The 15717-nt window shown below is 72.3% G+C and carries 13 protein-coding genes; 6 read left to right on the forward strand and 7 right to left on the reverse strand.

The window, feature by feature from the left end:
- Positions 1 to 57: 57 nt before the first annotated feature.
- Positions 58 to 528, forward strand: a complete 471-nt coding sequence (locus tag ABFJ78_RS25475; RefSeq protein ID WP_436388871.1) for a DUF4383 domain-containing protein — start codon at positions 58 to 60, stop codon at positions 526 to 528.
- Here ABFJ78_RS25475 and ABFJ78_RS25480 read toward each other — a convergent pair whose 3' ends face one another.
- The 3 genes from ABFJ78_RS25480 to ABFJ78_RS25490 are packed head-to-tail and all read right to left on the reverse strand — an operon-like array spanning position 529 to position 4138.
- Positions 529 to 2619, reverse strand: a complete 2091-nt coding sequence (locus ABFJ78_RS25480; RefSeq protein ID WP_436388872.1) for a xanthine dehydrogenase family protein molybdopterin-binding subunit — start codon at positions 2617 to 2619, stop codon at positions 529 to 531.
- Positions 2616 to 3623: an FAD binding domain-containing protein gene (locus tag ABFJ78_RS25485; RefSeq protein WP_436388873.1), complete on the reverse strand. Its 1008-nt coding sequence runs from the start codon at positions 3621 to 3623 to the stop codon at positions 2616 to 2618. The genes ABFJ78_RS25480 and ABFJ78_RS25485 overlap by 4 nt, the downstream gene beginning before the upstream one ends.
- Positions 3620 to 4138: a (2Fe-2S)-binding protein gene (locus ABFJ78_RS25490; RefSeq protein WP_436388874.1), complete on the reverse strand. Its 519-nt coding sequence runs from the start codon at positions 4136 to 4138 to the stop codon at positions 3620 to 3622. Before ABFJ78_RS25490 ends, ABFJ78_RS25485 begins: the two co-directional genes overlap by 4 nt.
- Before the next feature lie 103 nt (positions 4139 to 4241).
- Between ABFJ78_RS25490 and ABFJ78_RS25495 the strand changes: the two genes are divergently transcribed.
- Positions 4242 to 4625, forward strand: a complete 384-nt coding sequence (locus ABFJ78_RS25495; RefSeq protein WP_436388875.1) for a VOC family protein — start codon at positions 4242 to 4244, stop codon at positions 4623 to 4625.
- On the opposite strand, the gene ABFJ78_RS25500 is transcribed toward ABFJ78_RS25495, so the two are convergent.
- Positions 4622 to 5644, reverse strand: coding sequence for an NAD-dependent epimerase/dehydratase family protein (locus ABFJ78_RS25500; RefSeq protein WP_436388876.1), 1023 nt, complete (start codon positions 5642 to 5644; stop codon positions 4622 to 4624). The two genes, ABFJ78_RS25495 and ABFJ78_RS25500, sit on opposite strands and share 4 nt — an antisense overlap.
- Before the next feature lie 193 nt (positions 5645 to 5837).
- Between ABFJ78_RS25500 and ABFJ78_RS25505 the strand changes: the two genes are divergently transcribed.
- Both ABFJ78_RS25505 and ABFJ78_RS25510 read left to right on the forward strand, forming a co-directional pair.
- Positions 5838 to 7430: an ABC-F family ATP-binding cassette domain-containing protein gene (locus ABFJ78_RS25505; protein WP_436388877.1), complete on the forward strand. Its 1593-nt coding sequence runs from the start codon at positions 5838 to 5840 to the stop codon at positions 7428 to 7430.
- Positions 7431 to 7501: 71 nt separating this feature from the next.
- Positions 7502 to 7933 (forward strand): organic hydroperoxide resistance protein, encoded by a 432-nt coding sequence (locus ABFJ78_RS25510; RefSeq protein ID WP_436388878.1) that lies wholly within the window; start codon positions 7502 to 7504, stop codon positions 7931 to 7933.
- 65 nt (positions 7934 to 7998) lie between these two features.
- Here ABFJ78_RS25510 and ABFJ78_RS25515 read toward each other — a convergent pair whose 3' ends face one another.
- Together ABFJ78_RS25515 and ABFJ78_RS25520 are read right to left on the reverse strand one after the other, a co-directional pair.
- Complete coding sequence (locus ABFJ78_RS25515; protein ID WP_436388879.1) at positions 7999 to 9033, reverse strand: alpha/beta fold hydrolase; 1035 nt, start codon at positions 9031 to 9033, stop codon at positions 7999 to 8001.
- Positions 9034 to 9125: 92 nt separating this feature from the next.
- Entirely contained in the window at positions 9126 to 11816 is a 2691-nt protein-coding gene (locus ABFJ78_RS25520; protein ID WP_436388880.1) for an AAA family ATPase, read from the reverse strand.
- Between the two features lie 136 nt (positions 11817 to 11952).
- Between ABFJ78_RS25520 and ABFJ78_RS25525 the strand changes: the two genes are divergently transcribed.
- Both ABFJ78_RS25525 and ABFJ78_RS25530 read left to right on the forward strand, forming a co-directional pair.
- Positions 11953 to 13467, forward strand: coding sequence for a tannase/feruloyl esterase family alpha/beta hydrolase (locus tag ABFJ78_RS25525; protein WP_436388881.1), 1515 nt, complete (start codon positions 11953 to 11955; stop codon positions 13465 to 13467).
- 84 nt (positions 13468 to 13551) lie between these two features.
- Positions 13552 to 14625 (forward strand): aldo/keto reductase, encoded by a 1074-nt coding sequence (locus ABFJ78_RS25530; protein ID WP_436388882.1) that lies wholly within the window; start codon positions 13552 to 13554, stop codon positions 14623 to 14625.
- Between the two features lie 540 nt (positions 14626 to 15165).
- Here ABFJ78_RS25530 and ABFJ78_RS25535 read toward each other — a convergent pair.
- Entirely contained in the window at positions 15166 to 15498 is a 333-nt protein-coding gene (locus tag ABFJ78_RS25535; protein ID WP_436388883.1) for a helix-turn-helix domain-containing protein, read from the reverse strand.
- Positions 15499 to 15717: the final 219 nt, after the last annotated feature.

Here is a 15717-nt window from a genome sequence, read left to right on the forward strand (position 1 = left end):
GGTTTGTCCGCGCCCGGGCCGGGTAGCCACTCAGCCGGCCCATCACGCGGAGGTGTCATGTCCACGGAAGTCCACGCGCGGCGCAGTACCGCGCGGTCCGCCGCCCTGGCGGTCGGGATCGCGTTCCTGGTGGTGGGGGTGCTCGGGTTCGTGCCGGGGATCACCGCCGGCTACGGCGATCTGCACTTCGCCGGGCACGAATCGGGAGCGCGGCTGTTCGGCGTGTTCACCGTTTCCGTGCTGCACAACCTGGTCCACCTGCTCTTCGGCGTGCTCGGCGTGCTGGCCGCGCGGAGCAACGGCGGATCGCGGGCGTTCCTGATGATCGGCGGCGGGGTGTACGTCCTGCTCTTCGTGTTCGGCCTGGCGCTGAACCACGACAGCCCGGCCAACTTCATCCCGGTCGACGACGCCGACGACTGGCTGCACCTCGGCCTCGGCGTCGCGATGATCGCCCTCGGCATCGCTACTACGGCGATCGACCGCCGCCGCGGCCAGTACCCGGAGCCCGAGATCCAGGGACACTGATCAGGGCAGCCCCGGCAGCAGCTTGTCCAGGGTGATCGGCAGGTCGCGCACGCGGACGCCGGTGGCGTGGAAGACGGCGTTGGCCACGGCCGCCGCCGTTCCCACGATGCCGATCTCGCCGATCCCCTTGCTGCCCATGGGGTTCACGTGCGGGTCGACCTCGTCGAGCCAGTCCGCTTTCAGGTCGCGGACGTCCGCGTTGGCCGCGATGTGGTACTCCGCCAGGTCGTGGTTGACGACGTGGCCGAACCGCGGGTCGAGCAGGCTGTGCTCGTGCAGCGCCATGGACAGGCCCATGGTCATGCCGCCGAGGAACTGCGAGCGCGCGGTGCGCGGGTTGACGATCCGGCCGGCCGCGAACGTGCCGTGCAGCCGCGAGACGCGCACCTCGCCGGTGTCGGCGTCGACGCGGGCCTCGGCGAACTGCGCGCCGAAGGCGTACATCGCGTACCGGTCCTCGTCCGGGTTCTCCGGCGTGTCCGCCGAAACCTCGTCCCCGTCGCCGGGGTGGTCGCCGTACTTGTCGCGGAACGCTTCGGCGGCGGCGACCAGGGTGGCGCCCCACGACGTCGTCCCGGTGGACCCGCCGGCCACCGTCGCCTTCGGCCGCTCGGTGTCGCCGATCCGGACGTCGACGTCCTCGACCGGCACGCCGAGGGCGTCCGCCGCGATCTGCGGCAGGATCGTCCACGCGCCGGTGCCGAGGTCGGCGGCCCCGATCTCCGCGGTGTAGCGGCCTTCTTCGAACCGGATCACCGCGGTCGAGCCGGGCTGCCGGCGAGCCGGGTAGACCGACGCGGCGACGCCGGTGCCGACCAGCCACCGGCCGTCCCGGCGCACGCCCGGCCGCGGATCCCGGTCCGCCCAGCCGAACTCCGCGGCGCCGGTGCGCAGGCACTCGACGAGGTTGCGGCTGGAGAACGGGTTCCCGGTCTCCGGGTCGCGCTCGGGTTCGTTGCGGACGCGCAGCTCGACCGGGTCGACGCCCAGCTCGTACGCGAGTTCGTCCATCGCCACTTCGGGCCCGAACATGCCGGGGCACTCCCCCGGCGCGCGCATCCACGACGGCACCGGCACGTCGAGCGCGGCGAGCCGGTGGCTGGTGCGCCGGTTCGCCGCGGCGTACATCATCCGCGCGGGCACCGCGGTCTGCTCCGCGAACTCCTTGATCCGCGACGTCTGCTCGACGACGTCCAGCCGGATCGCCGTCAGCCGCCCGTCGCGGCCGGCGCCCAGGCGCATCCGCTGGATCGTCGGCGTGCGGTAGCCGGCCAGGCTGAACATCTGCTGCCGGGTCAGCGCGAGCTTCACCGGGCGACCCGGCACGGCCCGCGCGGCCAGCGCCGCGAGGACGACGGGGGCGTGCGCGGTGCCCTTCGAGCCGAAACCGCCGCCGACGTACGGGCAGATCACCCGTACCTGCTCTTCGGGCAGGCCGAACACCTTCGCGACGGTGCCGCGCACCGGGTGGACACCCTGCGTGGAGTCCCACAGCGTGAGCGCGTCGTCTTCCCACAGTGCCGTCGTGGTGTGCGGTTCGAGCGGGTTGTTGTGGTACATCGCCGTCGTGTAGGTCTGGTCGACGGTGACCTCGGCGTCGCGCAGGGCGGCGTCGACATCGCCCTCGTCGGTGGCCGTCGGGAAGGACGGGTTGACCTTCTCCGGCTGGTAGAGGTCGTCGCGGTCGGCGCGAAGCTCAACGTCGGCTTCGTCGCGCTCGTACTCGATCTCGACGAGGTCCGCCGCCTGCCGCGCGGTCTCCGGGCTTTCGGCGATCACCAGGGCGAGCACGCTCCCGCGGAACGGGACCTCTTGATCCTGCAGCACGGCCAGCTCGGCGTCCTCGGTGTCCGCCAGCCGTTCGGCGGTGAACGGCGTCAGCACCCGCAGGACGCCGTCGAGCGACTCGGCCTCGACGGTGCCGACCCGCGTGCAGCGGCCCCGGGCGATCGCCGCCTGCACCGGGTGGCAATAGGCGGCGTGCTCGACAGGGGCCTCGTAAGCGTACGGCGCGGTGCCGGTGACCTTCGCCGGCCCGTCGCGGCGGGTGAGGGCGCGGCCGATGGCTTCCGGTTCCAGCAGTTCGGTCATCGGCGGCGCTCCTCGGCGGTCAGGTCGCGCAGGACGGCGGTCAGGGTGCGGGTGACGAGCGGGAACTTGAAAGCGTTTCCCCCGTCGATCCCGTCGAGGGGCCGGGCGTCGGCGAGTTCGGCTCCGGCGGCCGCGCGGAACAGCGCTTCGGCCGGACGCTCGCCGCGCAGCACCTCTTCGGCGCGGTGGGCACGCCACGGCTTGTGCGCGACACCGCCGAGCGCGACCCGGACGCCCTCGATCCGGTCGTCCACAATGGACACGGCGGCGGCCACGGAGACCAAGGCGAAGGCGTAGGAGGCGCGGTCGCGGACCTTGCGGTAGGCCGACCGGCGGGCCCAGGGCAGCGGGGGAACGGTGATCGCGGTGATCAGGTCGCCGTGCTCGAGGACGGTGTCGCGGTCCGGCCGGTCGCCGGGCAGGCGATGGAGTTCGGTGAACGGCACTTCGCGATCGCCCTCCGGCCCGAGCACGTGCACGCGGGTGTCCAAGGCGGACAGCGCCACCGCCAGGTCGGACGGGTGGGTGGCGACGCAGTGCTCGGAAGCGCCGAGGATCGCGTGCTGGCGGGTGGCCCCGCCGAGTGCCGAGCAGCCTTCGCCCGGGTTCCGCTTGTTGCAGGGCGTCGTGACGTCCTGGAAGTACAGGCACCTGGTGCGCTGCAACGGGTTCCCGCCGGTGGTGGCCATGTTCCGCAGCTGCGCCGACGCGCCGGAGAGCAGGGCCTGGGCCAGCACCGGGTAGCGCTCGCGCACGCGCCGGTCGGCCGCGAGGTCGCTGTTGCGCACGCCCGCGCCGATCTCCAGGCCGCCGTCGGCGTCCTCCCGGATCTCCGTCGACGTCAACGCCGTGACGTCGACGATCCGGCCGGGTGCCGCGACGCCGAGCTTCAGGTGGTCGACCAGGTTGGTGCCGCCGGCCAGGAACGCCGCCGCCGGGTCGCCCGCGACGGCTTCGACCGCCTCGGCCGCGGTGGCCGGCTTGCCGTACGCGAACGGTTTCACCGGTCGCCTCCCGCCTGCCGGACGGCGGCCACGATGCCGGCGTAGGCCCCGCAGCGGCAGAGGTTGCCGCTCATCCGCTCGGCGATCTCGTTGTCCGTCCACTGTGGAGTCTCGGTCACCGGTTCGGTGACGTGGCTCGGCGCACCTTCGGAAAACTCGGTCAACAGCCCGGCCGCGGAACAGATCTGGCCGGGGGTGCAGTAGCCGCACTGGAAGCCGTCGTGCTCGAGGAAGGCCCGCTGCACCGGGTGCAGCTCGCCGTCCGGGGCCAGGCCCGCCGCCGTCGTCACCTCGGCGCCTTCGCAGGTCACCGCGAGGACGAGGCAGGCGAGCACGCGGCGGCCGTCGAGCAGCACCGTGCAGGTGCCGCACTGGCCGTGGTCGCAGCCCTTCTTCGGGCTGTACACGCCGAGCTGGTCGCGCAGCAGGTCGAGCAGGGTCCGCCGCGGGTCGACCGTGACGCGGCGCGCGGTCCCGTCGACCCGCAGCTCGAGTGCCGTTTCGGTAGTCGCCATAGGCCCTCCTCGTCGGCGGCGAACCCGGCGGTTACCCGGCGGGCCGCGGCGTCAATCACCCGATCGCGCGGCGCCGGGCTCGCCCCGGCACTACGCTCGGACCGTGCTCAGGCTCGGGTTCCCGGTGATCGGCGTCTCCGACGTCGACCGCGCCGCCGCCTTCTGGTTGGCGGCGCTGCGCCTCGTCGTGGCCGAGGAGTGGGCCAGCGACCGCTGGCGCACGCTGGAGCACGCCGACGGCTCCGGCCACGCGCTCGGGCTCATGTTCAGTGAGTCGCCGGTCGAGCCGTACCCGCGGGTGCACCTCGACCTGCTGGTCGACACGACGGCGGAGCAGACGGCCGAGGTCGCCCGGCTGCTCGAGCTGGGCGCGACCGAGGTCGACTGGGACCGCTACCCCGCCGAGCCGGACTTCGTCGTCCTCGCCGACCCGGACGGCAACCGCTTCTGCGTCGTCGACCTCAGCAAGGCCCCGTCCAGCGGCTAAGGGCGTTTGCCGACGCCCGTCGCGATCTCGTGCAGCCGGTGCCGGTCCGGGGCCAGCGGGGCCGTGTCCGCACCCGCGCCCTCACGCAGCCCCGCGAGGAACTCGTTCAGCGTGTACGCGGCGTCGTGCTTCGGCCGCCAGTCCAGCTCGGACTCCGCCCGGCTCGTGTCCATCAGCGGCAGCCGCATGACGGCGTCGAACAACCCCGGCGACGCGGGGACGGCGTGCAGGCGCCAGGCCGCGTCCACCGCGGCGCGGACCACGCCCGCCGGGACCGGGATCGTCCGGGCGTGCAGCAGGTCAGCGGCGAACTTGGGGTCGACGACCGGGCCCGTCGCGATGTTGAACGCCCCGCGCACCGGCCGCGTCACGGCCCGGCGGACCGCGTCGGCCAGGTCGTCGGTGTGCACGACCTGCGCGCGCAGCCCCCGGACGTCCGGGACCAGCGGGATCAGTCCCGGCCGGACCAGGCTGCCCGGCATGAACGGCCCGGCGAACAGGCGGCGCTGCGCCGTCGCGGCCGCGCGCTGGAAGACGAACGCGGGCCGGACGCGGACGACGTCGAGCTTCGGGTGGCGCTGCTCGAACGCGTCGAGGTAGCGCTCCACATAGGACTTCTCGCGCGTGTAGGCCGCGCCGGGCCAGCCGTGCGTCGGCCAGTCCTCGGTCACCGGTTCGTCGTCTTCGCGCGGCGAATAGGCGCCGACGGACGACGAGTAGACGAGCTTGGGCACGCCCGCCGCGGCCGCGGCGTCGAACACGCGCAGTGACCCGAGGACGTTCGCGCGCCAGGTGGTTTCCGGGCTGCGGGTCGGCTGGAACAGCCAGGCCAGGTGGACGACGGCGTCCGCGCCGCGGAAGAGCGGTCCGAGGTCGTCGCGCTCGACGTCGGCCGGGACGACGCCCTCGGCCGGCCGCCGCGCCACCCCGACGACCGTCTCGACCTGCGGATCGGCGTTCAGCGCCGCGACGACGCCGGTGCCGAGGTTGCCCGTTGCTCCCGTGACCACGATGCGCATCGGGGGCGGTTACCCGGCCGGTGGCCGGACAACCCTGCTATGTTCGAAGGCAAGATCCTTGTGGAGGAGACCAGTCGTGGCAGGTGACGTCGACATCTCCGGATAGCTCCGGAGTGTGCAGGCCCCCGGCAGTGCCGGCGCGGGCCGCTTTCGACGTCCCCCTTTCGCTTCGCACCACTTCGAGGTCTTCACCATGTCCGAAATCGTGCTGTCCGGCCTGTCCTTCTCCTGGCCGGACGACACCCCCGTGTTCGACCGCCTCTCCGCCACCTTCCCGGGCGGCCGCACCGGGCTCGTCGCCCCGAACGGCTCCGGCAAGACGACGCTGCTGAAGCTCGTCGCGGGCGTCCTGCGGCCGTCGGCGGGCAGCGTCACCGCCGACGGCGTCCTCGGCTACCTGCCGCAGGACCTGCCGCTGAGCGGGGAGCCGTCCGTCGCCGAAGTCCTCGGCGTCGCGCCGGTCCTGGCGGCCATCGCGGCCGTCGAATCCGGCGACGCCGCCGAGGCGCACTTCACCACCATCGGCACCGACTGGGACATCGAAGAACGCACCCGGGCCCAGCTCGACCGGCTCGGCCTCGACGTCGCGCTGGACCGGTCGCTGAGCACGCTGTCCGGCGGCCAGATCGTCTCGCTCGGGCTGGCCGCGCAGCTGCTCAAGCGACCCGACGTGCTGCTGCTCGACGAGCCGACCAACAACCTCGACCTCGACGCCCGCCACCGGCTGTACGCGGTGCTCGACGACTGGTCCGGATGCCTGGTCGTGGTCAGCCACGACCGCGCGCTGCTCGACCGGATGGACCGGATCGCCGAGCTCGACCGCGGCGAAATCCGGTTCCACGGCGGCAACTTCACGGCCTACGTTGAGGCCGTCCGGGCCGCGCGGGAGGTCGCCGAGAAGAACATCCGCAACGCCGAACAGGAGGTCAAGCGCGAGAAGCGGGAGATGCAACAGGCCCGCGAGCGCGCCGCCCGCCGCGCGAGCACCGCGTCACGCAACCTGGGCAACGCCGGGCTGCCGAAGATCTTCGCCGGCACCATGAAGCGCAACGCCCAGGAGTCGGCCGGCAAGGCGGACGGCACGCACGCGGCCCGCGTCGGCGCGGCGAAGGCCAAGCTCGACCAGGCCGAACGCGCGCGGCGGGACGAGCAGAAGATCAGCCTGGAGCTGCCGCAGACGGAGGTCCCCGCGGGCCGCACGCTGTTCGTCGGCGAGGGCCTGCGGGCGCGCGGGCTGTTCCCCCACGGCGTCGACCTGGCGATCCGCGGGCCGGAGCGGATCGCGCTGACCGGGCCCAACGGCGCCGGCAAGTCCACTTTGCTGCGGCTGGTGAACGGCGATCTGGCTCCCGACAGCGGCTCGGTGTCGCGCGCCGACGGCCGGATCGCGTTCCTCTCCCAGCGGCTCGATCTCCTGGACGACGACCGCACGGTGGCCGAGAACCTGGCGTCCGTTGCGCCGGCGTTGCCGCCGGCGCAACGGATGAACCTGTTGGCGCGCTTCCTGTTCCGCGGCTCGCGGGTGCACCTGCCGGTCGGCGTGCTGTCGGGCGGTGAACGGCTGCGCGCGACGCTGGCGTGCGTCCTGTTCGCCGAGCCGGCCCCGCAACTGTTGCTGCTGGACGAGCCGACGAACAACCTCGACCTGGTCAGCACGGGACAGCTGGAGAGCGCGCTGACGGCGTTCCGCGGCGCGTTCGTGGTGGTGAGCCACGACGAACGGTTCCTCGACGCGATCGGGATCGACCGGTGGCTGCGGCTCGAAGGCGGTGACGTACAAGGGTGACGTCGTCCGACGGTCGCCGCGGCCCGGCCGGGATTCCTAGCGTGGTGAGGTCACCCGCTGAAAGGAAGAACATGTCCGAAGTGACCTACACGGCCGTCGCCACGTCCACCGCGGAGGGCCGCAACGGCGGCCGCGCGACCTCCGACGACGGCGCGCTCGACGTGTCGCTCGCCGTCCCCAAGGCGTTCGGCGGCGCGGGCGACGGCACCAACCCGGAGCAGCTGTTCGCGGCGGGCTGGGCGTCGTGCTTCGTCGGCGCGGTGCGCCGGGTCGCGGGTGCGAGGAAGGTGCCGCTGAACGACCTCGCGGTGGTGGCGGAAGTGACGCTGCACCACGACACGGAGGCGAGCGAGTTCAAGCTGAGCGCGGTCCTGCACCTGGAGGCGACGGGCATCGACCAGGCCACGGCGGACGAGCTGGTGCAGGGCGCCCACCAGGTGTGCCCGTACTCGAAGGCGACCCGGGGCAACATCGAGGTCACCCTCGACGCCACCGTCGCCTGAGCACCGGCGCGGGTTGTCGTGAGTGAGAAACAGGGTTGGAACGCTGTTTCTCACTCACGACCCGCTTACATCCGGTCGGCGTCCACAATGGCCTGGGCGAACGGCTTCGGCGCCTCCTGCGGGACGTTGTGGCCGATGCCGTCGAGGATCCGGTGCTCGTACTTCCCCGTGTACTTGCTGCGGTACGCCTTGCCGTCCTTGGCCGCGCCGTCGAAGTCGCTGGCGATCGTGATCGCCGGGACCGTGATGGCCGGGCCCGCCTGCAGCTTCTGCTCGTAGACGTCGTACTGCGGCTCGCCCGGGGCGAGGCTCAGGCGCCAGCGGTAGTTGTGGATCACGATGTCGACGTGGTCCGGGTTGTCGAACGCCGCCGCGCTGCGGTCGTACGTCGCGTCGTCGAAGTGCCACGCCGGGGACGCCGTCTTCCAGATCAGCTTGTTGAAGTCGTGGCGGTTCGCCGCGTAGCCCGCGCGGCCGCGCTCGGTGGCGAAGTAGTACTGGTACCACCAGCCGAGTTCGGCCTGCGGTGCCAGGGGTTTCTGGTTCGCCGCCAGGTTCGTGACGATGTACCCGCTCACCGCGACGACCGCCTTGCACCGCTCCGGGAACAGCGCGGCGATGATGTCGACCGTCCGCGAGCCCCAGTCGTAGCCGCCGAGGACCGCCTTGTCGATCTTGAGCGTGTCCATCAGCGCGACGACGTCGAGCGCGACCGCCGCCTGCTGGCCGTTGCGGAGCGTCTGCGCCGACTTGAACGTCGTCGGGCCGTAGCCGCGCAGGAACGGGATGATCACGCGGTAGCCGGCCGTGGCCAGGATCGGCGCGACGTCGACGTAGCTGTAGGGGTCGTACGGCCACCCGTGCAGCAGGACCACCGGCTGCCCGGTCGCCGGGCCGGACTCGTAGTACGCCATGGTCAGCACCCCGGCGTCGGCGTGCTTGACCTCGCCGAGCGAGGTGTGCTCGCCCGAGCCGGCCCGCAGGTCAGGGGTCGTCGACGGGGCCGCGGCGGGGGCGGCGGCGTTCGACGAGCAGGCCGCCAAGGACGTCGCCGCCAGCCCCGCCGCGAACGCCTGCCCGAACCTTCTCCTGCTGATCATCTTGACTCCTGTGCGAAAGACCGTGGGACTTTCACGACGTTAGAGCCGGTTCGGTGACCTTCGCGCCCGTCAGGTGACGCAGCCGGTGTACGTCACCCTTCGAGGGTCTTCAGCGTCGCGGCGAGGTCGGCGCGGGAGCTCACGCCGAGCTTCGGGAAGATCCGGTGCAGGTGGGTGCCGACGGTCCGGTGCGAAAGGTACAGCCGCTGCCCGATCTCGCGGTTCGTCAGCCCCTCCGCGGCCAGCTGGGCGATGCTCAGTTCGTGCGGGGTCAGCTTCTCGCGCGCGTCCGGGCCGCGGTTCGGGCTCGACTCGCCCGCGCCGCGCAGTTCGCGCCGGGCCCGCTCGGCCCAGGCCGTCATGCCGAGGGCGTCGAACGTCTCGCGCGCGGTCCGCAGGTGCGTCCGCGATTCGACGACCCGCCGCTGCCGCCGCAGCCACTCGCCGAAGGCCAGGTGGACGCGGCCGCGTTCGGCGGGCCAGCCATTCAGGTCGGCCCCGAGCGCTTCGGCGAACCGCTCGTCGCTGGGGTCGAGCACGGCGCGGGCGTACCGCAGCCCGATGTGCAGCGCGGGCGACGGCGAGTCAAGGCACTCCAGCTCGGCCAGGACGTCCCGCAGGTCGTCGGTCCGCCCGGCTCGGACGGCGGCCTCGGCCAACTCGGCGACGCAGTACGCGCGCAAGGCCAGCTGGTAGGTCGGGTCGGCGGGGTCGAGTGGCCGGCGCAGGTCGGCGAAGGCGTCCTCGAAGCGGCCTTCGCTCAGGTTGGTGAGCCCGCGCGTGAGCTGGACGGTGACGAGCACCGGCCGGGCCCCGGCGGCCAGCCCGGTGCGTTCGGCCTCGGCGGCCAGGGTTTTCGCCTGCTTGTGGTCGCCGCGCAGGGCGGCGATCTCGGCTTGGACGGCGGTGGCCAGGCCGGACATGAACGGCTGACCGGTCTCCCGGGCGAACCGGGCCGCCTCCGCGGCGGCGAGCACGGCCCCGGCCAGGTCCCCGAGCCGCACGCGGCTCCACGCGAGCACGGCCAGCGCGCGCGGCAGCGCCCCCAGCCGTCCTTGCGCGCGCAGGCCGGGCGCGGCGGCCGCGGAGAAGCGGGCGGCGAGGTCGAAGGCCCCGACCTGGAGCGCGGCGCTGCCGAGGTAGCGGTCGACTTCGGGATCGGCGCCGGTCCGCGCGGCCAGCTCCTTCAGTTTTTCCAGTACGTCCCGGCCGCGCTCGAAGGGAGCGACGTACGCGGTGACGGCCACGATCCGCGGGTCGCCGGCCGGGACGGGCAGCGCGTCGGCGACGTCGAGCAGCGCCTGCCGGGCAGCCGGGCCCGGCTCGGTCCAGAAGCACCGCATGGCGGCGCTCCAGAGGATCCGCAGGGCGGCGTCGCACTGCCCGTCGGCGGCGACGGCCTGGGCGGTGGCCGCCAGCTCGGCGACGCGGGCGGGGTCTTCACGGACGCCGTCTTCGAACTCGCTGAGCAGCCGGCTCGCGGTGGCCCGCTGGGTTGCGCCGGCGGGGTTGGCGGCGTGCACGAGCCGTTCGGCGGTCTCGCGCCGCCCGGACTCGACGGCCAGTTCGGCGGCTTTGAGCAGCCGACCTGTTCTCGTTTCGGGCTTGCTCAGCCGCGCGGCCTGTTCGAGAGCGGCGATGGCAGCGGCGGCCCCACCGCGGTACCGGGCGCGTTCGGCGGTTCGTTCGAGTTCGGCGGCGACGGTCTCGTCGGGCCCGGCGGTGGCGGCGGCCTGGTGCCAGGCGCGGCGGTCGGGCTGGTCTTGCAGGGCTTCGACCAGGGCGAGGTGCACGCGGCGCCGTTCGTCCGGCGCGGCGGCGGCGGGGATGGCCGAGCGCATGAGGGGGTGGCGGAAGGTGACGGTCCCGGCGGAGAGTTCGACGAGCCGGGCCTCGACGGCGGGGGCGAAGATGTCCGGTTCCACGACCGACATGACCAGGGTTTCCGTCGCCGCCAACGTCTCCGCCAGCGCCGTCGTCTCGTTCAGCGCCGCCACCAGCAGCGCCGTGCGAGTCGCTTCCGGCAGGCCCGCCACCCGCGCCGTGAACGTGCGCTCCAGCCTCTCCGTCAACGGCAGCACCGGGTCCACCCCGTCGAAGTCCGCCAGTGCCGACGGCAGCTCCGTCAACGCCAGCGGATGCCCCGCCGCCTCCGTCAGCAACCTCGTCCGGACCGCCGGGGCCAGCCGCGGTGCGACCGCGTCCAGCAGATCCGCCGCGTCGTCCGCCGCCAGCCGGTCCAGGACCATCGGGGCCAATCCCGCGTCCAGCAGCGGTGAGTCAGCTCCCTCCCGGACCGTCGCCACCAGGACGATCGGCTCGTTCTCGATCCGCCGCGCCACGAACGCCAGGACGTCCGCGCTCGCCCGGTCCAGCCAGTGCGCGTCCTCGGCCACCAGCAGCAACGGCTTCGCCGCCGCCTCCTCCGCCAGCAACGTCAACGCCGCGAGCCCCACCAGGTACGCGCTCGGCGAAGCGCCGTCCGCCAGGCCCAAAGCCGTGCGCAGCGCGTCCCGCTGGGGCGCCGGCAGCTCGGCCACCCCCGCCCGGACCGGGTACAGCAGCTGGTGCAGCCCCGCGTACGCGAGGTTCTGCTCGGCCTCCGCCCCGGTCGTCCGCAGCACGCGCAGGCCCGCGACCGACGCCGCGTCCGCCGTCTGCGCCACCAGCGCCGACTTGCCGATGCCGGCTTCGCCGCGGATGACGACCCCGCTGCGGTCCCCGGGACCGTCGACGAGCTCGCCCAGCTCCTTCAGCTCGGCTTCCCGCCCGTGCAGCGCCATGCAACCGACCTTACCCAACCGGTGTTTCCGCAGCTCAAGGCCGAGTGACGTACATCAACAGCGTCACCCGACGGGCGCGGCGCCCACCCGCCGCCCCCTAGCTTCGCAGCGTCCACGCAAGCGATCCGAGGAACCGATGAGACGCATCCCCAAGTTCTTGGCGGCCGCCGTGCCGCTCCTGCTGACCGGCCTGGTGCCGCTCGCCCCGAGCGCGTCGGCCACGACGCCGGTCTGTGCCGCGGTGCCGGTCGAGGCACCCGCCGGCGCGAAGATCGAGTCGGTCCAGGCGGAACACAAGACCGCGTACTGCCAGATCACCGTCACGCTGACCCACTCCGGCACCGACCACGTCAAGGTCGCCGTGGCCCTGCCCGACACCGGCTGGACCGGCCGGCTGCAGGCTCTCGGCGGCAGCGCCTACGCCGCCGGCAACTTCGACGGCCTCGCCCAGGCCGTCAAGGACGGCTACACCGGCGTGACGACCGACGCCGGCGTGTCCCTGGACGGGCTCGACACGTCGTGGGCGCTGCCCGCCTCCGGCAAGGTCGACCGGACGCTCCTGACCAACTTCGCCACCCGTTCGGTGCACGAAGAGGCGCTGATCGGCAAGGCCGTCACGCAGCGGTACTACCACCGCCCGGCGACGTACTCGTACTGGACCGGCTGCTCGACCGGGGGCCGCCAGGGCTACTCCGAAGCCCAGAACTACGCCCACGACTTCGACGGCATCCTGGCCAACGCCCCGGCCGTCGACTGGACGCAGTTCGCCGTCGCGACGCTGTGGCCGCAAGTCGTGATGAACCAGAGCCACGACTTCCCCAGCACCTGCGTGCTGACGGCGTTCCGGAACGCCGCGGTCAAGGCGTGCGACGCGCGCGACGGCGTCACCAACGGCATCGTCGACCGGCCGGACGAGTGCAGCTACGACCCGCGCAGCCTCGTCGGCACGAAGGTCGTCTGCGACGGCCAGGAGTTCACCGTCACGGCGGCGGACGCCGACGTCATGCGCAAGATCTGGGCCGGCCCGACCGACGAGCGCGGCCGCAAGCTGTGGTCCGGACTGCCCAAGGGCGCGGACTTCACCTGGCTGGCCGGCACGACGCCCGGCCCCGACGGCACGCTCGTCGCGCCGGGCTTCCCGGTGGCCGTCAAGTGGGTGCAGTCGTTCGTGGAGAAGCAGGCGGACTTCGACACGTCGAAGCTGACGTACGCCCAGTACGCCGACGTGTTCCGCCAGTCGGTGCGGGAGTACGACGACGTCATCGGCACGTCCGACCCGGACCTGTCGGCGTTCCACCGCGCCGGCGGCAAGCTGATCACGTTCGTGGGCGCGAACGACCAGCTGATCCCGCCGGGCGGCACGCTGTCCTACCGCCGTGAAGTCGAGCGGACCATGGGTGGCGCGCACCGGGTGAACGACTTCTACCGGCTGTTCTCGGCGCCGGGCGTCGAGCACTGCTTCGGCGGTGGCGGTCCGGAGCCGACGAACGCGCTCGGGCAGCTGGTCGACTGGGTCGAGAAGGGCAAGGCCCCGGCGACGCTGACGGCCGCTTCGGCGGACGGCAAGACCCGGAACCTGTGCCCGTACCCGTCGGTCTCGCGCTACACGGGTGGCGACCCGGCGGTGGCGTCGAGCTACCGCTGCCGCTGAATCCCCGCCGTGGGTGCCGGCCTCCCTCCGGCACCCACGGCGATTGGACTTGCGGGTCCAAAAATGGCTCGGCACGGTGGAGTCATGGCACTCGACCAGTACTACCTCCTCGGCCGATCCGGACTGCGCGTCAGCAGGCTCGCGCTCGGCACCATGAACTTCGGCACCGGCGGCTTCCACGCCGCCTACGGGAAGACCGAAGCCGAAGCCCGCCCGATCTTCCGCAAGTACCTCGACGAGGGCGGCAACTTCCTCGACACGGCGGACTTCTACACCGCCGGCGAAAGCGAGACCATCCTCGGCCGCCTCATCGCCGAAGCGAAGGTGCGCGACCGGGTGGTCCTGACCACCAAGTTCACCAACAGCGTCGACCCCGGCGACCCCAACGCGGGCGGCAACGGCCGCAAGCACCTGATTCGCGCGCTCGAGGCGTCGCTGCGCCGGCTGGGCACCGACCACGTCGACCTGTTCCTGCTGCACACATGGGACCGGCTCACCCCGGTCGAGGAGGTCGTCCGCGCGCTCGACGACCTCGTCCGAGCGGGCAAGATCCGCTACGCGGGCCTGTCCGACGTCCCGGCCTGGTACGCGGCCCGGGCCCAGAGCATCGCCGAATCGAACTCGCTCACCCCGATGATCAACCTGCAGCTGCCGTATTCCCTGGCGGAGCGCGAAATCGAGACCGAGCACGTCCCGATGGGACAGCACCTCGGCCTCGGCGTGACGGCGTGGAGCCCCCTGGCCGGCGGCTTTCTCACGGGCAAGTACCGCAAGCCGACGGAAGGCCGCTTCGCCGGCCCGGACGCGCAAACCTGGCACGATCGCGACTGGGAGCTGCTGCTGAAGCCCCTCGAAGAGGTGGCGGGCAAGCTGGGCGTGACGATGGCCCAGGTGGCGATCAACTGGGTGGCCACGCAACCGGGCATCGCGTCGGCGATCGTCGGAGCCAGCAACGCCGACCAGCTCGGCGCGAGCATGGCGGCGTTGGACTTCGAGATCCCGGCCGAGCTGCGCAAGGTGCTCGACGAGGCGAGCGCGGTGCCACCGGCGTCGGTGTACCGGATGTTCACGGCGCAGTACCAGAACTGGATCATCTCGCCGGACACGAAAGTCGGCGACAAGCCGGCGGGGTACGCGCCGGCCGTGCGGAACTGGTGACACCACCCTTTCGAGTGAAGATTTCTCGCTTTTTGTCGGAGAACTGAGACTGCGCGAAAATGCGGCCACCCGGACGGGTGGCCGCATTGCTCCACCCCGGGTCCGGTGGAGTGGAATCCCTTGCCGCATCAAGGCTCGACTGCCCGCGAAGCTCTACAGTGGAGCGACACCGGCGGCGCGATCTGTGGATTAACCGCGAATCACCGCAGGTCAGACCTTCAGGTGGCATTTACCCGACGGTGTCGTTCAGCCGGGTGACCACCCCGCTAAGATTGGCTTCCATCCAGCGCGTACTCTTTGCGCAACCCACCCCATCGAATGACCGCCGAAAGAGGCCCACTCGTGAAGTCCCCATGGCGGATGAGGTCGGATCTTTGCCCTCGTCCACCTGTGACGTGAGCGCCGCGCCGGTCCCCGCACGAAAAAGGAGGAATCCATGATGCTGCCCCTGTGGTGGATCATCATGCGTGGCGCCAACTGACCCGCGACCGCATGGCGCCGGGCTTCGCAGCTCCCGCGAAGCCCGGCAGCGCGAAATCCTCAGGGCTGACCGCGCCGCCGGAGTTCCACTCCCTCGGCCAGCAAGAGGTTCCTGGTCTGGTTGTACGACATGCCGTAGGCCGTCGCGAGCTGGCGGATCGACCGCCCGTCGCGATAAGCGTCGACCAGACCGGGCGGGGTCGGCGGTAGCGGGATGCGCGGCGGCCGCAAGGTGACTCCGGCGTCGAGCAACGCCGTCCGGATCTTGCGGTAGCTGTACGGGTACCGCGCGACCAGCCCCTCGAGCGTCTCCCCGGCCGCGTAGTGTTCGACCAGCTCCCGCACCACGTCGTCGGGCACGGGTGCGGGCTCGGCTCTGTGGTCCTCGCTCACGAGATCAACCGCCCAGCTGGTCCGGGTGCAGGGCACGCCGTACACGACCAGCCAACGGCATCGGCGCGGGCGCGTAAACCGCCGCGAGTGTGGTGCCCGGTCGCTCCCTGCACATGGCCGCTCCCCTCGCTGCCCTGGTGGAACGACCGCGGCCGGGAATGATGACGCGGATCGGAGATTCTGTAACCGACGCCACGACCCCAGCTTCGGTGTCCTGGC

Source organism: Amycolatopsis sp. MEPSY49 (genome assembly GCF_051337345.1).
GTDB lineage: Bacteria > Actinomycetota > Actinomycetes > Mycobacteriales > Pseudonocardiaceae > Amycolatopsis.